Origin of the sequence: Streptomyces coacervatus (assembly GCF_029223485.1) — a bacterium.
In the GTDB taxonomy this organism is placed as follows: Bacteria; Actinomycetota; Actinomycetes; order Streptomycetales; family Streptomycetaceae; genus Streptomyces; species Streptomyces coacervatus.
In genome coordinates this window covers 226,385-248,087 of sequence record NZ_JARHTP010000002.1, presented here as the reverse complement: position 1 = coordinate 248,087, position 21,703 = coordinate 226,385, and the positions used below count along the sequence as shown (strand labels likewise).

Genomic DNA, 21,703 nt, shown 5'->3' with positions numbered 1-21,703 from the left:
ACGCCGTGTCCCCTGACAGAACCGTGGGACGGCGACTGCGCGTGCGTACGGGATGGCCTGCGGCGGCGAGGAGAGGTCAGGACGGTGGCCGGGCGCACCGCCGCCGACGGACGCAGGGCGCAGCTGCGCGGCATGCCACGCCGTCTGGGCCCGCGCCACCCATCTCCGCCTCGGCGACCGGGTCGAAATCACCTGCCCGATCCCGGCCGACGGCCGGTGTGTGCTTCACCGGTCGGCCGTCGGCCCGTCACCTCACCCGGACTGCGGCCCGTACGCCGTCATGAAGCGGTCCCGGAACTTGTTCATGGTCCACTCGGGAGCGTTGTCCGCGGGCTTGATCCCATCCGTCCAGCCCCAGCCGGCGACGCGGTCCAGCACCTTCGGATCGCGGGCGACGATCGAGACCGGCACGTCCCTGTTGGCGCTGCCCCCGGTGACGGTCGGGACGGGCTGGTGGTCGCCGAGGAAGACGAGGACGGTGTTCTTGTCGCCGTAGCGCTGCATCCACTGGGTGAGGCTGTCCAGGGAGTACTGGATGGCCTTGCGGTACTCGGTGCGTACGCGCTTCGCGCTCTTCCAGACCTCCGTGGGGTTCGTGCCCTCCTTCTTGATCTTGTAGAAGACCTTGCCGTCCCCGAGATCCTTCCAGTCGATCATGTGGGCGATGGGGGACCAGGGGTTGTGGCTGGAGGCCAGGATGATCTCCGCCATGATCGGGTCGCGGTTCTTCTTGCTGTGCTCCAGCTTCTGGAAGGCCTCCAGGCTGAACTGGTCCGGCACCGGCGTCCAGCTGAAGTACGGACCCTGGTAGCCGAGGTGCGTGGAGTCGTAGATGTGGTCGAGGCCGAAGTACTTGCCCTCGGGCCAGGCCTTGCGCACGCCCGGGACGATACCGACCGTGCGCCAGGCGCCGGTCTTCTGGAAGTAGCTGGTGAGGGTCGCGCGGTCGCTGGTGGTCAGGGTCCGGTACCGCTGCTGGTTCTTGATCCACAGGCCGGACAGGAACGTCGAGTGCGCGAGCCAGCTGCCGGCGCCCGTCACGGGCGACCTCAGCCAGCCGCTGCGCGCCGCGAAACCGGCCGACTTGAGCCGGGCGTTGCCCGCCTTGAGCGTCGCGTCGATCTCCGGTGCCATCGATGGATCGTCGATCGCCACCCGGCCGTAGCTCTCGATGAAGGTGAACATCACGTCCTTGCCGCGCAGCCCGGTCAGCAGCTGGTCGGACGGGGTTTTCGCGAAGGCGTCGACGGTCATCTGCTTCTTGAAGACGTCGGCGTCGCCGAGGCCGTCGCGGACGTACTGCACACGGTTGGCGAGGTACTGGGCGTAGCCCTTGGTGGCGACGGTGACACCGCCGAACTGCACGCCCATGGTGAAGCAGACGATCCACGCGGTGCCGAGCACCAGCGTGCTGCGCACGGCCACGGTGCGGTGCCCGGCCATCACGTTCGCCAGCCGCACCGTTGCCAGGGCGCTGAGCACAAGCACGAGGATGACCAGGACGATCACCCCGATGATCGCGAGCACCTCACCGGAGCGCCCGAACGAGTCCTTCACCCAGTCCGCCCCGTCGCTCAGCAGCACCCAGTCGAAGACCAGGTCGAAGGGCCGGGCCAGGGTCTGGCGGAAGCCCATGTCGAGGCACTTCAGGATGGTGGACAGCCCGAGGAAGACCCCCAGGACGACGGCCGTGATCCGCCGTGCCTTGGAAGGGAGTACGAGCAGGACCGCCGCGAGGAAGATCCCCTCGACGGGGAGGCGGAAGAACGCCTCGAGATTGATCCGGTCGAGGCGGTTGGGCACGAGGAGCACGATGAACACCAGCACACCGGCCAGCACACTCGTGCCGACCCGAACGGCACGTGCGGCGCGGGGGTAACGACGGCGCCAGCCGAACCAGCCGGGGCGGGTTGCGACAGCGGGTTCGGGGTCAGGTACGGATGCGGCCTCGGCGCTCGGGGCCGCCGGCTCTTCGGAGACCTCGGAGTCGCCGCTCGGCTCCGTGGCCTCCTCGACCTCCGCAGCCTCCGCAGTCTCCGGAGCTTCCGCATCCGCAGACTCGGCCGCCCTGTCGTCGATCACCGACTCATCAGGGTCGACGTCCGTGTCGGCGTCCGGCAGTTGACGAGGGGGCGTGAGGTGCGACACCCGGGGGTCCTTCCGTGCGAAACCGCTGATGGCACGGCGGACCGGGCCCGCAGGTCCAGGGCCGCCAACCTCGCGTACGGCCCTACGTCACCCTCCGTTCAAACGCCCGGGTCAACCGCGCGCAAAGAGTACGCCCGCCGCCCCCGGCAGGCCCACCCGCGGGCCCTGGCCTCCCGCCTACCGGTCCGCCGAGACCGCCACCTCCCGAGCCCACCGGTAGTCCGCCTTGCCGCTGGGCGACCGCCGTATCGTCTCGGTGATCACCAGCTGCCGCGGGATCTTGTAACCGGCGAGATGCGTACGGCAGTAGGACTGGACGTCCTCAAGCGAAGGCCGTGGCGCGCCCTCCCGCAGCTGCACGACCGCCGCCACATGGTTGCCCCACTTGGCGTCCGGCACTCCGGCCACCAGCGCGTCGTACACGTCCGGATGGGACTTCAGCGCCTGCTCGACCTCCTCCGGATACACCTTCTCGCCCCCGGTGTTGATGCACTGCGAGCCCCGGCCGAGGACGGTGACGATGCCCTCCTCGTCCACGGTCGCCATGTCACCGAGCAGCACCCATCGCCTGCCGTCCTTCTCGAAGAACGTCTCCGCGGTCTTCACCGGGTCGTTGTAGTAGCCCAGCGGGACATGGCCGCACTGGGCGACCCGGCCCACCTCGCCCGGCGCGACCGGCTCGTTGGTGGCCGGATCGACCACCTGGGTACGGGAGTTGACCCGGATGCGGAAGCTCTGCCCCGCCCCGGAGTCGGCCGTCGCCGTGCCGTTGAAGCCGGACTCGGACGAGCCGTAGTTGTTGAGCAGCATCACATTCGGCAGCAGTTCCTGGAACTGCCGGCGCACCGTCTCCGACATGACCGCCCCGGACGAGGACACGCTGAACATCGAAGAGCAGTCCGTGCCCTTCATCGGCCCGCTCAGCGCATCGATCAGGGGCCGGAGCATCGCGTCGCCGACCAGCGACATGCTGGTGACCTTCTCCTTCTCGACGGTCCGCAGCACCTCCTCGGGCACGAACTTGCGGTGGATCACCACCCGTTGCCCGAAGTTGAAGCCGATGAAGGAGGTGAGGGTCGAGGTGCCGTGCATCAGCGGGGGAGTGGGGAAGAAGGTGATTCCGCTGCCGCCGGCCGCGACCCGCTCGGCCAGTTCCTCCGGCTTCTGCACCGGCTCACCGGTCGGCGCGCCCCCGCCCAGCCCCGAGAAGAACAGGTCCTCCTGGCGCCACATCACACCCTTGGGCATCCCGGTCGTGCCGCCGGTGTAGATGATGAACTGGTCGTCCCCCGACCGCGCGGGGAACCCGCGTCCGGGCGAGCCGCCCGCCTCGGCCTCCGTGAAGGATACGACCGGCATCCTGGCTTCCGCGGCGCCCACCCTGACGAGGTGCCGCAGCTGCGGGCACTGCGGCAGCGCGGCGGCCAAGCGGTCGGTGAACTCCTCGTCGAAGACCAGGGCCACCAGGTCGGCGTCCCGGTAGAGGTACACCAACTCCTCTTCCACATAACGGTAGTTGACGTTCACCGGAACGATCCGCGCCTTCAGGCAGCCGAAGACCGTCTGCAGGTACTCGATGCCGTTGTAGAGGTGCAGCCCGAGGTGCTCGCCGGGGCGTATCCCGGCGTCGATCAGATGGTGGCCGATACGGTTCGCCGCCGCGTCCAGCTCCGCGTACGTCAGCCGGCGCTCCGCGCCCGTGCCCGGGTGGTCGACGTAGACCAGGGCCTCGCGCTCCGGCACCACGTCGACGACCGACTCGAACAGGTCGGCAAGGTTGTACTCCACCGTTCCTCCTGACCCCGGCAGCCATGACGAAGAAGGACGAAGAAAGGCGCGTCCGTCGGTTCGCCCGTCATCAGAGCAAAGGGCCCGGCAACTGTGAAGGGCCCGCGCGAAGAAATCTGACTGTCTGTCAGAAAACCCTTGAAGTGCCCCCTCGCCTACTGCAACCTGTTCTCGTTCCAGAAGAGGGGAGATGGGCAATGGGTGGGACCGAACACCTCACCGTGCGGCGCGAAGGCGCCACACTGGTGCTCACGCTCAACAGGCCCGACGCCAAGAACGCGCTCTCGCTGTCCATGCTCGTCGGCCTGTACGACGGCTGGATCGAGGCCGACGAGGACGACACCGTCCGCTCGATCGTGCTGACCGGCGCCGACGGCGTGTTCTGTGCAGGGATGGACCTCAAGGCCCTCGCCGGGAGGGGCATGGAGGGCGAGCACCACCGCGACCGCCTCAAGGCCGACCCCGACCTGCACTGGAAGGCGATGCTGCGCCACCACCGCCCGCGCAAACCGGTGATCGCCGCCGTCGAGGGGTACTGCGTGGCGGGCGGCACGGAGATCCTCCAGGGCACGGACATCCGGGTCGCGGGCGAGTCGGCGACCTTCGGGCTGTTCGAGGTCAAGCGCGGCCTGTTCCCGATCGGCGGCTCCACGGTCCGGCTGCAACGCCAGATCCCACGCACGCATGCCCTGGAGATGCTGCTCACCGGGCGGCCCTACAGCGCCCGCGAGGCCGCGGACATCGGCCTGATCGGGCATGTCGTCCCGGACGGCACCGCCCTCGCCGAGGCCCTGGAGATCGCCGAACAGATCAACGCCTGCGGCCCGTTGGCCGTCGAGGCCGTCAAGGCGTCCGTCTACGAGACCGCCGAGATGACGGAGACGGACGGCCTTGCCTCCGAACTCAAGCGCGGCTGGCCGATCTTCGACACCGCCGACGCCAAGGAGGGCGCCCGCGCCTTCACGGAGAAGCGACCGCCCGTCTACAAGCGCTCCTGAGCCCCACAGGACCCACAGGTCTCACAGGTCTCACAGGCCCCAAAAGGAGATCGGCATGCCCGAAGTCCTCAAAGCCCCCCTCGCCGTCGAATTCCCCTTCACCCGCTCCGTCGGCCCGGTCCAGAGCGCCTTCCTGACCGGCCTGCGCGAGCGCGTCGTCCTCGGCGTGAAGACCGTCGACGGCCGCGTCCTCGTCCCGCCCGTCGAGTACGACCCCGTCACCGCCGAGGAGATACACGACCTCGTCGAGGTCGCCCCCACCGGCACGGTCACCACCTGGGCCTGGAACGATGAACCCCGCCGCGGCCAGCCCCTCGACACCCCCTTCGCCTGGGTCCTGGTCCGCCTCGACGGCGCCGACACCGCCCTCCTGCACGCCCTCGACGCCCCAGGACCCGACGCCGTACACACCGGCATGCGCGTCCGCGTCCGCTGGGCCGAAGCGTGCGAGGGTGCCATCACCGACATCGCCTGCTTCGAACCGTACGACGGCGAACCGGCCCAACCGGCCGGCCACAGCGGCCAGTTCACCGACGCGATCAGCGGCATCGTCGCCCCCGCCCGCCTCGACTACACCTACTCGCCGGGCCGCGCCCAGACCGCCTACATCCGCGCACTCTCCGAGAGGCGGACGGTGGGCGAACGCTGCCCCTCCTGCCGCAAGGTGTACGTCCCGCCGAGGGGCGCCTGCCCCACCTGCGGCGTCGCCACATCGGAACAGGTCGAGGTGGGGCCGCGCGGCACCGTCACCACGTACTGCATCGTCAACATCAAGGCGAAGAACCTCGACATCGAAGTCCCGTACGTCTACGCCCACATCGCCCTCGACGGAGCCGGCCTCGCACTGCACGGCCGCATCGGCGGCATCCCCTACGACCAGGTGCGGATGGGGCTGCGGGTGGAGCCGGCATGGACGGAAGGGGCCCGCTATCCCGACCACTACCGGCCGACCGGTGAGCCCGACGCGGAGTACGACACGTACAAGGAGCTGCTGTGACATGTGACATAGCACTGGTCGCCTTCGCCCAGACCGACCACCGGCGCACCAGCGAGGACCTCTCCGAGGTCGAGATGCTCATGCCGGTCCTGCACGACGTCCTCGCCCAGACCGGCCTCAAGACCGCCGACGTCGGCTTCACCTGCTCCGGCTCCAGCGACTACCTGGCCGGCCGTGCCTTCTCCTTCACCCTCGCCCTCGACGGCGTCGGCGCCTGGCCGCCGATCTCCGAGTCGCACGTCGAGATGGACGGCGCCTGGGCCCTGTACGAGGCGTGGACGAAACTCCTCACCGGCGAGGCGGACACCGCGCTCGTCTACGCATACGGCAAGTCCTCACCCGGCTCCGTACGCGACGTCCTGACCCGCCAGCTCGACCCGTACTACGTGGCACCCCTGTGGCCCGACTCCGTCGCCCTGGCCGCGCTGCAGGCGCAGGCCCTCATCGACGCGGGCGACACGGACGAGCCCGCCCTTGCGGCGGTGGCATCCCGCAGCCGCACCGACGCCACCTCCAACTCCCATGCCCAGCTGAGGGGTTCGGTACCCCAAGGGGACTATCTCGTACGGCCCCTCCGTACCGGTGACTGCCCGCCCATCGGCGACGGAGCGGCCGCCGTCGTCCTCGCGGCGGGGGAACGGGCCAGGGAACTGTGCGCGCGGCCCGCCTGGATCCGCGGCATCGACCACCGCATCGAGGCGCACGGCCTCGGCGTCCGCGACCTGACCGACTCTCCCTCCACCCGCCTGGCCGCCGAGAAGGCCGGCGCCTTCGAACGACCCGTGGACACCGCCGAGTTGCACGCCCCCTTCACCTCGCAGGAGGTCGTGCTGCGCAAGGCCCTGCGGCTCGACGACAGCGTGCGCGTCAACCCGTCCGGCGGGGCCCTCGCCGCCAACCCGATCATGGCTGCCGGGCTGATCCGCATGGGGGAGGCGGCCGCCCGCATCCACCGGGGCGACTCCGACCGGGCGCTCGCCCACGCCACCTCCGGCCCTTGTCTGCAACAGAACCTGGTTGCCGTACTCGAAGGGGATCCGCGATGAGCAAGGAGCCCGTGGCCGTCGTAGGCATCGGCCAGACGAAGCACGTCGCAGCCCGGCGCGATGTGTCGATCGCGGGACTTGTCCGGGAGGCGGCCGGGCGTGCGCTCGGCGACGCCGAGTTGACGTGGGCCGACATCGACGCCGTCGTCATCGGCAAGGCGCCCGACTTCTTCGAGGGCGTGATGATGCCCGAGCTGTATCTTGCCGATGCGCTCGGAGCGGTGGGCAAGCCGATGCTGCGCGTGCACACGGCCGGTTCGGTCGGCGGCTCGACCGCGCTCGTCGCCGCGAATCTGGTCGCGGCCCGCGTCCACGGGACCGTGCTGACGGTGGCCTTCGAGAAGCAGTCCGAGTCCAACGCCATGTGGGGCCTGTCCCTGCCGATCCCCTTCCAGCAGCCCCTGCTCGCCGGGGCGGGCGGCTTCTTCGCCCCGCACGTGCGCGCGTACATGCGACGCACCGGCGCGCCCGACACGGTCGGCTCGCTGGTGGCGTACAAGGACCGGCGCAATGCGCTCAAGAACCCGTACGCCCACCTGCACGAACACGACATCACCCTGGAGAAGGTCCAGGCCTCGCCCATGCTGTGGGACCCGATCCGGTACTCCGAGACCTGCCCGTCCTCCGACGGTGCCTGCGCCATGGTGCTGACGGACCGGTCGGGTGCGGCACGGGCACCGCGGCCGCCGGCCTGGATGCTGGGCGGGGCCATGCGCAGCGAGCCCACCCTCTTCGCAGGCAAGGACGCCGTGTCGCCGCAGGCCGGCAAGGACTGCGCCGCCGATGTGTACCGGCAGGCCGGGATCGCCGATCCGCGCCGCGACATCGACGCCGTCGAGATGTACGTGCCGTTCTCCTGGTACGAGCCCATGTGGCTGGAGAACCTGGGCTTCGCCGCCGAGGGCGAGGGCTGGAAACTCACCGAGTCCGGGGTCACCGAGCTGGACGGGGACCTGCCCGTCAACATGTCGGGCGGCGTCCTGTCGACCAATCCCATCGGCGCCTCCGGCATGATCCGCTTTGCGGAGGCGGCGCTCCAGGTGCGCGGACAGGCCGGAGAACACCAGGTGGAAGGGGCCCGGCGGGTCCTTGGGCACGCCTACGGCGGCGGATCGCAGTTCTTCTCCATGTGGCTCGTGGGGAGCGAACCTCCGGACTAGTAAAAGACTCCGGAAAGGTCCTCCTCACGTGGCCTGTTGGCAACAGAAACCGATCGCTAGGCTGGCCGCGGACGACGAATCGGGAGGAGCACGGACGTGGCCGAGAGCACCATCCAGCAGCACCCGCTTGCGGGCTGGGACAAGCCTGAGCTGGACCTCAGTGACGCCGACTGGCACTCGAGCAGCCGTGGCCTGGGGGATGTCCAGATCGCCTTTGTCGAGGGATTCATCGCGATGCGCAACAGCGGCCGCCCGGAAAGCCCTTCCTTGATCTTCACGCCCGCGGAATGGGGCGCGTTCGTGTCGGGGGCGCGGGAGGGAGAGTTCGACCTGACGTGACCCGGCGGCCGTGCCGCTGTCCCGGGGCCGGTGCTTGAGCCAGGCCGGCCCCCGGAGGGGAAGGTCGTCTTCCGGAAGCAGCCCGACCTTCTGGCCGCCGGGCGGCCGGCCGGGGCGGCGATTCCTTCACGGCTGCGCTGCGCTCGGCGAGCGGCTGTGACCGGCGGCTCGCCGCGGCGATTCCTCGGACCCGGTCCTGCCCTACCTGCTGCGCAGCCACTCGGCTAATGGATGCCGTCGCACCTACCATTAACCCTATGCAGGAATCGCTCACCAGGGACGCCCGCCTCACTCTCGACCTCACCCTCACCATCCGTCACGACGGGCACGGCGGGGTTGCCGATGACCTGACGGACCCCCCAGGGCTCGCCGCCTGGGTCCGTGCCCACCCCGACGCCGTGCCGGACGCCGCCGCCTTCCTCGCCGACGATGCGACCCTCACCGCCGTCCGCGACCTGCGCGCGGCCGTCCGCACCCTCTTCGCCCGCGCCGTACGCCCCGCCGAACCCAGCCCCGCCGACGCCACCCGCCTCCTGTCCGTCTCCGAGGCCGTCGCCCGCCTCAACGCCGCGGCCGCCCGCACGCCGACCGTGCCCGTGCTGCACTGGCCCGAGGACGCCGAACCCGCCGTACGCAGGAAGGCGGCTGACGACGCGCACGAGCTCACCGCCACCCTCGCGCACGCCGCGATCGCCTTCCTCGCCGGCCCCGACCGGCAGCGGCTGCGCGCCTGCCACGCGCCGCGCTGCGTGCGCTACTTCCTCAAGGAGCACCCGCGCCAGGAGTGGTGCAAGCCCTCGTGCGGCAACCGCGCACGCGTCGCCCGGCACCACGACCGGCACCGCAAGACCCAGCAGGCGTGACGGCTCAGCCGACCTGGATTTCCTTGTTCATCCCCAGCTGCTTGTGACCGGGAATCGGGCAGTACAAGTCGTACTTGCCCTTCTTGAAGGTCACCGTGACCGTCGCCTGCTGGCCGCTCTGGATGTTCTTGGTCTTGGCGTCCTCCACGCCGGGGCCGTCGACGGACAGGGCATGCGTGATCTTGCCCGCGTTGTCGGCGACGAAGGTGTACGTGCCCGGCGTGAACGACGACTGGGACAGCTTCAGCCCGTATTCCGTTTCGGTGACCGTCACCCGGGTCCCCGAGCCGGCCTTGCTCGTGCTGCTCGCGCTCGAGGAGGCCGAGCCGCCTCCTCCGCCCCCGCTGGAACAGGCGGCCAGGACGAGAGCGGCGGAGAAGACCGACGCCGTCAGGCGGAGCGCCGTGCCCGTCGTACGGGCCTTTCGTGCCGTGAGTGCCATATGGCTCATCCCTTTCGGGGCCTGCCCGCGACCCGCCGGGCTTGTCCGCGTCTGGCGCGGGAGACCCTCTATGGGGGATACGGACCCAGATGCCCCGCTGTTCAGGGTAGCCACCACAGAGGCGGTGAAACGTCCCCTGAAGCAGCTCGGCCAGTACCGCACAGGCCGCCTCGCGCGACCCCCGCCAGGCGTACGCTGAGGTGCCTGTAGGTCACGGTGCGCGCCCACTCCCCGCGCGGGCGTACCACCGTGGCAGGGGGTACGCCATGGGGCAGCGCATCGTACGGAGCAGCCGGACCATCTTCGAGCGCGAGAGTGAACTCGCCGCAGCCGACGAGGCGTTGGGCGAGCTCACCGGGCTGCGCAGGGACGGCGCCGACCCCTCCGACCGCCCCCGCGGCGCCCTCCTGGCCTTCGCCGGGCGCGCCGGCATCGGCAAGACCACCCTCCTCGCCGAGGTCCGCCGGCGCGCCGCCATCCGGGGCTGCACCGTTCTGTCCGCCCGCGGCGGCGACCAGGAGCAGCGCGTCGCCTTCCATGTCGCCCGCCAGCTGCTGCAGCCCCAGCTGGCCGGTTCCGCGGAGGGCGATCTGCGGGCCTCGCTGGGCAGTTGGTACGACATCGTCGGCCCCGCCCTCGGCCTGTGCGCCCCGACCGACGGCGCCCCGCCCGACCAACAGGGCCTGCGCGACGGCCTGGACTGGGTCCTCACCCATCTCGCCGTGCTGCGCGCCCCGATGGTCCTCGTCCTCGACGATGCCCACTGGGCCGACCCCGAATCCCTGGGCTGGCTCGCCGCGTTCGCGCCCCGCGCCGAACAACTCCCGCTGCTGGTCGTGGTCGCCTACCGACCCGACGAACTCCCGGACCACGCCGAGTCGTTCAAGGGATTACCGGGGCGTGCGGGCGGCCGCCCCCTCGACCTGGAACCGTTGAGCGCCGCCGCCGTCGCCCGCCTCGTGCGGGAGACGCTCGGTGCGCATGCCGACGATGCGTTCTGCCGTGAGTGCTGGGCCGTCACCGCCGGCAGCCCCTTCGAGACGGTCGAGCTGATCGCCAAGGTCCGCGACCGCGGCCTCACCCCCACCGAGACGGGCGCCCACCTGCTGCGCGACCTCGCCGCCGCCGTCAAGGGCAGCGGCCTCGTAGCCCGCCTCGAACGCCTCGGCACCTCCACCGTGCGCTTCGCCTGGGCCTGCGCCGTTCTCGGCACCGAGATCCATCCGCAGCTCGCCGCCGCCGTCGCCGGACTCGGCCGCGAGGAGGCCGCCGACGCCGCCGACGCGCTGCGCGGCGCCCGCATCCTCACCGGTGCCGAGACCCTGGAGTTCGTCCACCCCCTGATCGCCACCGCCGTCTACCGCGCCATCCCGCCCGGCGTCCGGGTCGCCCTGCACGGCCAGGCCGCCTGGTGCGTGATCAACGACGGACTGGGCCCCTCCGCGGCCGCCCGCCACCTCCTGGAGACCCACCCCGACGGCGACAACTGGGTCGTCCAGCAACTGCGCGCCGCAGCCGAGGAGACCCTCCGGGCCGGCGCCCCCGACGCCGCCCGCAGCTACCTCGCCCGCGCCCTGCGCGAACCCCCGCCCTACGAGGACCGCGCCGCCGTCCTGTACGAACTGGGCTCCGCCTCCCTGCTCACCGAACCCGCCACCACCGTCAACCATCTGCGCGCCGCCCTCGAGGAACCCATCGCCGACGCCCGGCTGCGCCAGCACATCGTCTACCGGCTCTCCCAGGTCCTCGCCCACAGCGACCACCTCGCCGAGGCCTCCGACACCCTCGCCCGCGAGATCCGCGTCACCGACGACGCCCGCGTCAAGCTGCGTATGGTCGCCGAACAGTTCATGTGGGACGCCTTCCGCGCCGACGAACCCGACCACCCCTCCCGCTCCCGCCGCCTCACCAGACTCGCCGACCGCCTCAGTGGCCGCGACCTCACCGAGCGCTACATCATCGGCCTGCGCACCTGGGACGCGATCCTGCGCGGCGAACCCGCCCATGTCGCCCTCCACCACGCCGAACGCGCCCTGACCGGCGGCCTCGGCTGGGCCGAACCCGACCGCGGCTTCGAGGTGCCCGTCCTGGTCGCGCTCGCCTTCATGTACGCCGACCGGCCGGGACGGACGGAAGAGCTGTTCGCGACCGGTATCGCCGACTTCGAGCGCCAGGGCTGGCGCGGCGCCCACCTCTCCTTCGCCTACACGCTTCTCGCCTACGTGCGCTACCGCCGCGGCCGGCTCTCCGAGGCCCAGGACTTCGTCATGGCGGGACTCCGGCTCGCCGAGCGCGTCGGCCCCGGCACCCCCGCCCACTGGTATGCGGTGGGCACCCTCATCGAGGTCCTCCTCGCCCGCGGTCGCATCACCGAGGCCGCGCAGGTCGCCGAGGAGTACTCCTTCGGGCCGCCCTTCCCGGCCGCCGTCGTCTTCCCCGACGCCCAGACCGTGCACGGCGAACTGCTGCTCGCCCGCGGCCTGACCAAGGAGGCGGCGGAAGAACTCGCCGCCGCGGGCCGCCGCCTGGAACCGCGCGGCATGCGCAACCCCGCCTGGTGCCCCTGGCAGCTCCACCTCGCCCGCGCCGAGAGCCACGACACCCCCGAACGCGCCGTCGCCACCGCCCTCGAAGCGGTCGCCCGGGCCCGCCAGTTCGGCACCCCGTCCGCCATCGGCCAGGCCCTGCGGACCGCCGCCGAGGTCTCCTCCGGATCGGCCCGCATCAATTGCCTGAAGGAGTCCGTCGCCCACCTGGAGCGCTCCCCGGCCGCCTACGAACTCGCCTGCGCACTCGTAGCCCTGGGCACCGAACTCCGCCGCACCGGCCGACCCTCAGACGCCGCCGAACACCTCTACCGCGGCCTCGACGCCGCCGCACAGTGCGGCGCCGACGGCCTCGTCGAAACCGCCCGCGACGAACTCGCCGCGGCCGGCCTGCGCCCCCGCCGCCTGCACAGCACCGAAACGGACACCCTGACCTCCCGGGAACGCACCGCCGCCAACCTGGCGGCCGAGGGCTGCACAGAGGCAGAGATCGCAAAGGAACTGCACCTGGACGAGCCGACGGTCGTGCGCCTCCTCTCTGCGGTCTGCAGGAAGATGGGCACGGAGATCACGGGATTGGCGGCCACGTTGAAGCCGACGTGAGACCAGCCACCTCAGGGGCGCGGGGCTGTATCGATTTGCGGCTCCGCCGCGTGGGCGCGACCAGCCACCCACAACCCGCACCCGCACGACGGCCTCGAAACCCCCGTGACCTCCCGCACATCGCCGAACGGCACCACGTACCATGGGCGACATGTCGTTCCTCCGCCGCCGCAGCGCCACCCCCGCCGGGCCCGACTTCGACGTACTGGCCATGGACCCGGGTGACTGGCCCGGCAATCTGGGCGCCGGACTGCTGCCCGCCCCCGACGGCACCTGTCAGGGCGTCTTCCTTCGCTACGACCTGTTCGGCGGCCGCGGCCCCGCGATGATCATCGGCAATCTGCCCGAGGGTTCCCCGGCCCGCGAGATCGCCGAGGACGAGATCCCCTTCGAGGTGGCCCAGCTGCTGCTCGCGCTGGAGAACGAGGAGGAGGTGAGCGTCGTAGGAGTCGAGGACATGCCGGTCATGCAGGGCGACAATCTCCTGATCGTGCGCCGCCTCAAGCTCTCCGAGAGCCGCATCTCCTGTGTGCAGTTCGACCGCAGCGACAACGTCCTGGTGACCATCGCCGCCTGGGACCGCCCCATCACCGACGACCTGTACGCCCTGCTGAAGCCGCTCCCGGCGGAGCTTTTCCAGCAGGGCTGACACCCGCTACGGGCGGGACGGCACCACCGTCACGTCCGCGGCGCGTACGAACTCCACCCGGTGTCCGTACTGGATCTCGTAGTAGAGGTCCTTGCCGACCACGACCCGATGCGAGTCGGTGCTGAAGGTGACCGCGTAGTAGTACTCGCCGGGCACCTTGTCGCCGACCACGTACTTCTGCCCCTTTGGCAGCGTGTACGGCAGCGGGGACACCGCCTGCGCGGGCACATCCGCCGGGTAGGCCGCGGCCTCCGGGTAGGCGCGCCCGTACACCGGGATGCTGTCCAGGCCCGGCTTGGGGGTCACCACGAAGCCGGACGCGTTCACCGCGGTCGGGTGCTTCTTCGGGTTCTTGAACCATGCCTTCTGGCCCAGGTACCAGATCGCCGTCCAGTCGCCGTAGTGTCCGGCCACCGCGTACTGCTGGCCGGTGGACGCCCGGGAGCCCACGTCGTTGACGTCGATCGTCGAGTCGGCGCCCTTGTGCAGACCGACGTCCTTGATCAGGGCCGACTTCTCGTCGTGATCGGAGTGCAGCCGCACCTCGCTGGAGCCGTGCGCCGCGCACGGCTCGTCCTTGGTGACGCAGCCGGTGTACTCCGGCCGGTTGGCCACGTAGTCGGGCCGGATCGTCACCAGCCCGCCGCTCTTGCCGGCGGTCCGCTTGAAGGGGTGGCCCAGCAGGTCGAAGTAGTGCCGCCAGTCCCAGTACGGCCCGGGGTCGGTGTGCATGCCCGGGATGGTCGACGTCGTCGGGCCCGGCACATTGTCATGGCCGAGGATGTGCTGCCGGTCCAGCGGAATGCGGTATTTCGCGGCAAGGTACCTGACCAGCCGCGCCGACGAGCGGTACATCGCCTCCGTGTACCAGGCGTCGGGCGAGGCGAGGAAGCCCTCGTGCTCCAGGCCGACCGACTTGGCGTTGATGTACCAGTTGCCGGCGTGCCAGGCCACGTCCTTCGCCTTGACGTGCTGGGCGATGAGCCCGTCCGTGGAGCGCAGGGTGTAGTTCCACGACACATAGGTGGGGTCCTGGACCAGTTTCAAGGACGTGTCCCAGGTGCCCTCCGTGTCATGGATGACGATGTACTTGATGCTCTGCGAGGCCGGGCGGTCGCCCAGGTCGTGGTTGCCGTAGTCGTTGTTCCCGAACTGTGCGTACGGTGCCGGGACCCACTGGCAGGACACCGACTTCGGGCATTCCGTGCCGTCCGCGGAGACGGTGCGCAGGCCGGCCTTCCTCAGCTGCGCGGTGTCCGGGGCGAGATTCGGCTGGGCGGCCAGGGCGACGTGCTCCCCGGCGTCCGTGGTGCGCTCCTCGCCGGTGCGCATCACGTCGTACACGTCGTTGGCGTAGACCGCCGCCGTCGCGGTGTCGTCCGCGCCCGAGAAACGGGCCACCGCCCCGTACCAGTCCGCCGGGTCGGCGCTCAGCGGCTCGCCCAGATCCTTCTGCTCGGCCGCCAGCAGCGCGGCGCCCCCTGCCACATTGGCGGTGGGGTCCGTACGGAGCTGCTCGGCGCTCAGCCCGGTCAGTCCGGCGGCCTTCGGCAACGTTTTGAGCCGGGCCGGGAGTTCCGCGTTCTCCGGCATTTTCGGTTCCGGATGCAGAGCGGCGCGGGCCGTGTCCCCGCGGGCGTCCCCCGTGCCGTCGCTGTAGTGCGAGGTCCGGGCGAGCGCGGTGCGGGCGTCGGTGAGATGCATCGGGCCGTAACCGCCGGACACGCTCGGCGCGCTCCCGTGCATGTCCCAGCGGGACTGCAGATAGGAGACGCCCAGCAGCACGCTCTGCGGCACGTGGTACTCGGCGGATGCCGAGGCGAACGCCTGTTGGAGCCGGTCCCCGGAGGACCCGGCGTCGGACGGGGCCGCGCCGAGCAGCGGCAGCAGCAGGGCCGCCGCGGCGAGGGCGCCGGCGGTTCTGCGGGCGCGTCTGTGGCCGGGTGCGGACGTGGGGTCGGTGGCAGATCCTCGCAATGCAGCCTCCTGGGACGGACGAGCGTGGCGGGGCGTGCAGGGCCGAGCGGTGGGTCAGTGGTACCCGCTGGCCGACGATCCGTCAATCATGCCCAGAGGCAGGAGATTTCCCATGTCAACACGAGCGTGGAGGAGTTTCCGGGCGGCGGTGTGCGGGCCTGCGGGGCGTCAGTGGCTTACACCAATGGCTCAACGAGAAGGTCTTTCCAGGAGGGCTTCGCGCAGGTCCGGACATACGAAGGTCCGCGGTACGCCGCTGTCCTGGGCGCACCGCGGACCTTCGTCCCCGTCAGCGAGTGCCGACCGCCGCGCGTACGGCCCGTCGGGCCAGCTGGCAGTCGTCGTGCAGCCGCCTGAGCAGCAGCCGCTGTTCCTCGCCGGACGGCGCAGCACCCGGGTGGGCCATGCCCGGTGCCGCCGGGGTCGTGTCGTGCATCGAGCGCTGCACGGCAGTTTCGTAGGTACGGATCTCACGGGTCAGTACCAGCATCAGGTTCACCAGGAACGCATCCCGCGAGGCGGGGCCCGCCGACTGGGCGATCTGGCTGATCTGGCGGCGGGCCACCGGGGCGTCGCCGAGCACCGACCACAGCGTCGCCAGGTCGTAGCCCGGCAGATACCAGCCCGCGTGCTCCCAGTCCACCAGCACTGGACCGGCCGGTGACAGCAGGATGTTCGAGAGCAATGCGTCGCCGTGGCAGAACTGGCCCATGCCCTGCCGACCCGCCGAGTGGGCGATGCCGTGGAGCAGCTTCTGCAGGTCACCCATGTCGCGGTCGGTGAGCAGACCCAGCTCGTGGTAGCGGGAGATACGGGCCGCATAGTCGAGCGGCGCGTCGAAGGTGCCGGCCGGCGGCCGCCATGCGTTCAGCCGGCAGACGGCGCCGAGTGCCGCCCTGATGTCGGCGCGCGGCGGGGCCTCGGCCGGGTGCCGCTGCAGCGCCGCCACGCGTCCCGGCATCCGCTCGATGACCAGTGTGCAGTTGTCAGGGTCCGCCGCGATCAGCCTCGGCACCCGCACCGGCGGGCGGTGCCGGACGAACGAGCGGTATGCCGCTATTTCATGGCGGATCCGCTCGGCCCATGCGGGGGAGTGGTCCAGTAAACACTTGGCGACGGCCGTGCTGCGTCCGGTCGTACCGACCAGGAGCACGGATCGTCCACTGCGGCGCAGCACCTGGACCGGAGCGAACTCCGGACAGATCCGGTGCACCGACGCGATGGCCGTACGCAGCTGGGCGCCCTGGGGGCCGGACAAGTCGAGTCTCCCGCTGAGCGGTTGGGTGCCGGGACCCGGCACGCGCCGGGTCCGGGCCGCGCCGAGCGCGGGGGCCGCCGGACGCGCGGCGGGATCGAGGTAGGGGCCGCTGCCCGCCGGGCGGGGGTACAGCGACCGGGGCGGGGCGGACACGGAGGACGATGCTGCGTACATGGGCGAAACAGATCCCTTCGTGTGCCTGCGACGACAATGCGCTACCCGGCCCGGCACCTCGGGTGCACCCTGGGGAATGTCCCTCGGCGACCGGGTCGGGGTGGCGCATTCCTACCTGACACCCGATGCACAGTGGCACACCATCTGGCGCACCCTGGCGAACCCTGGCGAATAGTCGCCCGGCATCTTTCACGGGGCTACTGTCAACTCAGCCGAGAACCTGGGGGCTTGACGTGAGCGGACAACCCAACACCCGCCTATCGGATCTGTTCGGCCTGGCCGGCTGGTCCAAGGGTGAACTCGCGAGGCTGGTCAACCGGCAGGCGGCGGCCATGGGCCACCCCCAGCTGTCGACCGACACCTCCCGGGTGCGGCGTTGGATCGACATGGGAGAGATCCCGCGCGATCCGGTGCCGCGGGTGCTGGAGGCCCTGTTCACCGAGCGTCTCGGCCGTGTCGTGACCATCGAGGACCTCGGTCTGGTCCGGCACGGGCGTACGGGAAAACGGCAGGACGCCGGGAGTGTGGAACATCCCGACGGTGTGCCCTGGGCGCCCGAGCGGACCGCGGCGGTCCTCACCGAATTCACGGGAATGGACCTCATGCTCAACCGACGCGGCTTGGTGGGTGCGGGTGTCGCGCTCACCGCAGGATCCGCACTCAGCAGCGCCATGTACGACTGGCTGCACACCGATCCGACCCTGAGGGCCGACGCCCCACGACTCGACGATCCCCTGCACGCCGACCCCGCCGGGTTCGACCGCTACGAGGCCGCCCCCATCGGGTCGCAGGAGATCGAGGAACTGGAGCGCTCGGTCGAGGTGTTCCGGGCCTGGGACGCTGCCCGCGGCGGCGGGCTCCAGCGCAAGGCAGTCGTGGGCCAGCTCAACGAGGTGGGCGGCATGCTCGCCTACCGTCACCCCGACCATCTCCAGCGGCGCCTGTGGGGCGTCGCCGCCAACCTGGCCGTCCTCGCAGGCTGGATGTCGCACGACGTCGGCCTGGAGCCCACGGCCCAGAAGTATTTCGTCATCGCCGCCCACGCGGCCCGTGAGGGCGGCGACCGGCCTCGCGCCGGGGAGGCGCTCTCCCGAGCGGCTCGCCAGATGGTGCACCTCGGCCGGCCCGACGACGCACTCGACCTGATGAAGCTCGCCCAGTCCGGCTCCGGCGACGAGGTGCTGCCGCGCACCCGGGCGATGCTCTACACCATCGAAGCCTGGGCCCAGGCCTCCATGGGCAAGGGGCAGGCGATGCGCCGCACCCTCGGCCGGGCGGAGGACCTCTTCGTCTCCGACCGGGGTGACGTACCGCCGCCGAGCTGGATGCAGATGTTCAAGGAGGAGGACCTGTACGGCATGCAGGCCCTGGCCTACCGCACGCTGGCTGAGCACGACCCGGGAGCGGCCGCGCACGCCCAGCACTATGCGGAGAAGGCCCTGGCCCTGCGGGTCGACGGGCGGCAGCGATCGAAGATCTTCGACTTCCTGTCCATGGCGTCGGCCTGCTTCATCGCCGACGACCCCGAACAGGCGGACCGGTACGCGCGGTTGGCCCTGATGTCGATGGGATCCAACTCCTCCCACCGCACCTGGGACCGGCTGCGCCAGATGTACCGGCTCACCGCCGAGTACTCCAGCTACCCGAAGATCCACGAGCTGCGGGAGGAGATCAAACTGGCCTTGCCGAGGACGGCGAAGAGCGGCAACAGCGCACGGGCATAGGGGGTCTGTGCAGCTGTAGCTGTTTCACGCGTCGCCGCTTCACATCACCTTGGCGACGAGCACACACGCGTCGTCCTCGCGGCCGTCCTCGCCGAACTCCTCCACGACCATCCGCACGCAGTCCTGCGCGGTTCGTACCTCCTCGAAGCGGGGGGCCAGGTCGAGGAGCTGCTCCACCGTCTCCGCACTCCTGTGCCCGGGCACCAGCCCGTCGGTGTGCAGCAGGAGCAGGTCGCCCGGCTCAAGGGTCTCGTCCGCCTGTTGGTAGCAGGCGCCCGAGGTCGCGCCGAGCAGGACGCCATTGGGTGCGTGCAGCCTGCGCCCCGTCCCGTTGCGGAACAGCAGCGGGGCGGGGTGTGCTGCTTGTGCCCAGGTCAGCGTGCGGGTCTCGGGGCTGTAGCGGCAGCAGACGGCGCTGCCGAGGGCGGGCAGCACGGTGGCGTCGAGTAACTGATTGAGCCAGGACATCAGTTGCCCGGGCTCGGTGCCGGCCATCGCCATGCCGCGCACGGCGCCCAGCAGTGTCGCCATGCCCGAGGCGACGGCCACGCCGTGTCCGGTGAGGTCGCCGACGCTCAGCAGCGTCCGGCCGTCGGGCAGTTCGAGAGCGTCGTACCAGTCGCCGCCGATCAGCGTGCCGGTCGACGACGGCAGATGGCGCGCCGCCAGATCCAGCGTCTCGGGCCCCTGGTGCGGGAGCCGCAGGGAGCCACGCCACGGCGGCAGCACGGCCTCCTGCAGCTCGACCGCGAGCCGGTGCTCGGTCTGCGCGCGGTGCTGGTGGTGCTGCAGCGAGTCACGGGTCTCGCTCACCACCTTCTGGCTGCGGCGCAGTTCGCTGACGTCCCGCAGTACGGCCCACATCGAGGCGGTGCTGCCGTCAGTGTCGAGCACGGGCTCGCCCATCATGTGGACCGTGCGCACCTCGTTGTCCGGGCGCACGATGCGGAACTCGCCGTCGATGGGCTTGGCGTCGACGAGGCAGTCCGTGACCATCGCCGTCAGCTTCGTGCGGTCCTCGTCCAGCACCAGGGACGGCAGTTCGTCGAGGGTGAGGGCGGGAGCGGCGGGGTCGCGGCCCAGGATCTGGTAGAGCTCGCCGGACCAGCTCGCCTCGTCCGTCAGCAGGTTCCACTCGGCGCTGCCGACCCGGCTGAGCAGCGAGCCGCGCCCGGGAGCGGAGGACACGGCCCGGGCGAGGTGCGGGGCCTCCACGGCCGGGGGTACGGGCGGCGGGCCGTCCCGCAGCTGCCCCAAGTGGGTGTCGAGATCGGTGAGTTGGTGCAGCGCCAGATCGCACAGCGCGCGCTGCCACCGCTCCTGCGGGTCCGAACCGTCGCCGTGCGCGTCCCGCCGTACGGCATCCACGTCGCCCTTGAGCCGCCGTGTCTGCGATATCAACGCCTCGACCGAGCCGCGTCCTGGCGGCTGGGCGGTTGAGTGATCCGCAGAGAGATGGGACGGCATGAAGCACTCCGATGCGGGGACGGTACGACCGGGGCTGGCGGCTTGAAGGACCGTTACGACTGTTGCACAGCCCGACACGCCCTGTAAGGGATTTGGCAACACACGATACGGTGGTGCACCTGGCATATGCCACAGTCTTCACGGAGCGGTCGCCCGGTGCGAATGGTGTACGTCGCAGGCCAGGTCAAGTCGTAGGCAGCGTACGCGATTTGAAGGGTTGTTGAGAATTTCCGGTGCGCGTTCAGCCGCCCGTTCGACGGCTTCTTGTTCGAGGTGTCGCCGGGTGACGCAGGTCACACAAAGTCGCAAGCGCTTCCACGTAATGCGAACGGCATCTGCGAGGTCGTACAAGCACACCGGAAATCCGGCCGACCTCCGACCGTAGTGGAGACCGACCATGGACATCACCCTCGAGCAACCCGCCCGCGGCCGTCTCATCACCGCCGACGAGCGGGAACTCCCGGTTCCCGCCACGTTGCGCTACGCCGCCACGGACCCGCTGGCCGTGCACCTCGACTTCCCGCCCGAGGTCTCCCTGGACGGCACGGGGGTCACCTGGACCTTCGGCCGCGCCCTGCTGCAGGAGGGGCTGCGCCGCCCCGCCGGCGGCGGTGACGTGCAGATCTGGCCGTGCGGACCGGCCCTTACCGTCCTTGAGCTCCACTCGCCCTACGGCATGGCCCTGCTCCGGTTCGACACCGCTGCCCTGCGCCGGTTCCTGCTGCGCACGTATGCGGTGGTGGCGGCCGGGCAGGAGGACCTCGGCGCGGCCGTCGAGGAGGGGCTGAACTCGCTGTTCGGCAATGTCTGAGGGCCGTCGCAGGGCCTCAGTGCAGCGCGGCCTCGCCCGAGCGGACGGCACGCAGGGCGCGCTCGGCGGTCTCCTGGTTCTCGCCGACCGGGGCCACGTAGTCGAGCACGCCGTGCGCGGCGTCCTCGCCGAGCGTTCGAATGATCACCCACGTGGCGAGATACTGCGAGGCCAGGCAGCCGCCTGCCGTGGCGATGTTCCCCTCGGCATGGAACGGCGCGTCCAGCACGGTGACGCCGCGGGCTTCGACAAAGGGCCGGCTCTTCCGGTCCGTGCAGGCGGGCATGGAGTCCAGCAGCCCGAGCCGGGCGAGCACCAGCGCGCCCGAACACTGCGCGCCGATCAGCTGCCGTGCAGGGTCGAGCGGCAGCCGGGAGATCAGCCGGTCGTCGGCGACCACGTCCCGTGTCTTCACCCCGCTGCCGATCAGCACGACGTCGGCCTCGGACACGAACTCCATCGGGCGCTGCCCCGTCACCTCGACGCCGTTCATGGAGGTGACCACCGGCGTCGGAGTCGTGATGAAGGCCTCCAGGCCGTCCTTGCGGCACCGGTTGATCAGCGCAGCGGCGATGAAACTGTCGAGCTCGTTGAATCCGTCAAACGTGACCACGGCGACCTGCATGGCATCTCCTCGAGGCACGGCACCAGGGCCGAAGTCTCGCAGCGGTGCCGTGCCCGGGTCGCGGGCCAATCGGCGAGCGGTGGCCCGC

17 protein-coding genes are annotated in these 21,703 nt (G+C 70.7%); 10 read left to right on the top strand and 7 right to left on the bottom strand.

Going from position 1 to position 21,703, the window contains the following annotated elements; all coding sequences use genetic code 11:
• Positions 1-252: 252 nt before the first annotated feature.
• Entirely contained in the window at positions 253-2,148 is a 1,896-nt protein-coding gene (locus tag P2Q00_RS04840) for an alkaline phosphatase family protein (RefSeq protein WP_275769894.1), read from the bottom strand.
• 177 nt (positions 2,149-2,325) lie between these two features.
• Entirely contained in the window at positions 2,326-3,936 is a 1,611-nt protein-coding gene (locus P2Q00_RS04835) for an acyl-CoA synthetase (RefSeq protein WP_275769892.1), read from the bottom strand.
• Positions 3,937-4,133: 197 nt separating this feature from the next.
• On the opposite strand from P2Q00_RS04835, the gene P2Q00_RS04830 reads away from it, so the two are divergent.
• The 6 genes from P2Q00_RS04830 to P2Q00_RS04805 all read left to right on the top strand — a co-directional run bounded on the left by P2Q00_RS04830 (position 4,134) and on the right by P2Q00_RS04805 (position 9,339).
• Positions 4,134-4,934, top strand: a complete 801-nt coding sequence (locus tag P2Q00_RS04830; RefSeq protein WP_275769890.1) for a crotonase/enoyl-CoA hydratase family protein — start codon at positions 4,134-4,136, stop codon at positions 4,932-4,934.
• A gap of 55 nt (positions 4,935-4,989) precedes the next feature.
• On the top strand, positions 4,990-5,931 hold the full coding sequence (locus P2Q00_RS04825) for a Zn-ribbon domain-containing OB-fold protein (RefSeq protein WP_275769889.1): 942 nt from the start codon (positions 4,990-4,992) through the stop codon (positions 5,929-5,931).
• Positions 5,928-6,977, top strand: coding sequence for a thiolase family protein (locus tag P2Q00_RS04820; protein WP_275769886.1), 1,050 nt, complete (start codon positions 5,928-5,930; stop codon positions 6,975-6,977). The genes P2Q00_RS04825 and P2Q00_RS04820 overlap by 4 nt, the downstream gene beginning before the upstream one ends.
• Complete coding sequence (locus P2Q00_RS04815) at positions 6,974-8,137, top strand: thiolase family protein (protein ID WP_275769884.1); 1,164 nt, start codon at positions 6,974-6,976, stop codon at positions 8,135-8,137. The genes P2Q00_RS04820 and P2Q00_RS04815 overlap by 4 nt, the downstream gene beginning before the upstream one ends.
• 96 nt (positions 8,138-8,233) lie before the next feature.
• Positions 8,234-8,476, top strand: a complete 243-nt coding sequence (locus tag P2Q00_RS04810; protein WP_037740657.1) for a DUF397 domain-containing protein — start codon at positions 8,234-8,236, stop codon at positions 8,474-8,476.
• Between the two features lie 257 nt (positions 8,477-8,733).
• The gene (locus P2Q00_RS04805; protein WP_275769879.1) at positions 8,734-9,339 is read left to right on the top strand and encodes a CGNR zinc finger domain-containing protein; all 606 of its coding nucleotides are present in this window, start codon (positions 8,734-8,736) and stop codon (positions 9,337-9,339) included.
• 4 nt (positions 9,340-9,343) lie between these two features.
• Here P2Q00_RS04805 and P2Q00_RS04800 read toward each other — a convergent pair whose 3' ends face one another.
• Positions 9,344-9,781 (bottom strand): plastocyanin/azurin family copper-binding protein, encoded by a 438-nt coding sequence (locus P2Q00_RS04800; protein ID WP_275769877.1) that lies wholly within the window; start codon positions 9,779-9,781, stop codon positions 9,344-9,346.
• A 266-nt stretch (positions 9,782-10,047) separates the two neighbouring features.
• Here P2Q00_RS04800 and P2Q00_RS04795 point away from each other — a divergent pair, with 266 nt between their 5' ends.
• Both P2Q00_RS04795 and P2Q00_RS04790 read left to right on the top strand, forming a co-directional pair.
• Positions 10,048-12,930, top strand: a complete 2,883-nt coding sequence (locus P2Q00_RS04795) for a helix-turn-helix transcriptional regulator (protein ID WP_275769876.1) — start codon at positions 10,048-10,050, stop codon at positions 12,928-12,930.
• Positions 12,931-13,081: 151 nt separating this feature from the next.
• On the top strand, positions 13,082-13,579 hold the full coding sequence (locus tag P2Q00_RS04790) for a hypothetical protein (RefSeq protein WP_275769875.1): 498 nt from the start codon (positions 13,082-13,084) through the stop codon (positions 13,577-13,579).
• Positions 13,580-13,585: 6 nt separating this feature from the next.
• Here P2Q00_RS04790 and P2Q00_RS04785 read toward each other — a convergent pair whose 3' ends face one another.
• Positions 13,586-15,556 (bottom strand): N-acetylmuramoyl-L-alanine amidase, encoded by a 1,971-nt coding sequence (locus P2Q00_RS04785; RefSeq protein WP_275769874.1) that lies wholly within the window; start codon positions 15,554-15,556, stop codon positions 13,586-13,588.
• A gap of 289 nt (positions 15,557-15,845) precedes the next feature.
• On the bottom strand, positions 15,846-16,988 hold the full coding sequence (locus P2Q00_RS04780; protein ID WP_275769872.1) for an aminoglycoside phosphotransferase family protein: 1,143 nt from the start codon (positions 16,986-16,988) through the stop codon (positions 15,846-15,848).
• Between the two features lie 233 nt (positions 16,989-17,221).
• Here P2Q00_RS04780 and P2Q00_RS04775 point away from each other — a divergent pair, with 233 nt between their 5' ends.
• Entirely contained in the window at positions 17,222-18,712 is a 1,491-nt protein-coding gene (locus P2Q00_RS04775; RefSeq protein ID WP_275769871.1) for a DNA-binding protein NsdB, read from the top strand.
• A gap of 39 nt (positions 18,713-18,751) precedes the next feature.
• Here P2Q00_RS04775 and P2Q00_RS04770 read toward each other — a convergent pair whose 3' ends face one another.
• Entirely contained in the window at positions 18,752-20,179 is a 1,428-nt protein-coding gene (locus P2Q00_RS04770) for a PP2C family protein-serine/threonine phosphatase (protein WP_275769870.1), read from the bottom strand.
• A gap of 397 nt (positions 20,180-20,576) precedes the next feature.
• Between P2Q00_RS04770 and P2Q00_RS04765 the strand changes: the two genes are divergently transcribed.
• The gene (locus P2Q00_RS04765; RefSeq protein ID WP_275769868.1) at positions 20,577-20,990 is read left to right on the top strand and encodes an SsgA family sporulation/cell division regulator; all 414 of its coding nucleotides are present in this window, start codon (positions 20,577-20,579) and stop codon (positions 20,988-20,990) included.
• 16 nt (positions 20,991-21,006) lie between these two features.
• On the opposite strand, the gene P2Q00_RS04760 is transcribed toward P2Q00_RS04765, so the two are convergent.
• Positions 21,007-21,615, bottom strand: coding sequence for a DJ-1/PfpI family protein (locus tag P2Q00_RS04760; protein ID WP_275769867.1), 609 nt, complete (start codon positions 21,613-21,615; stop codon positions 21,007-21,009).
• Between the last annotated feature and the right edge of the window lie 88 nt (positions 21,616-21,703).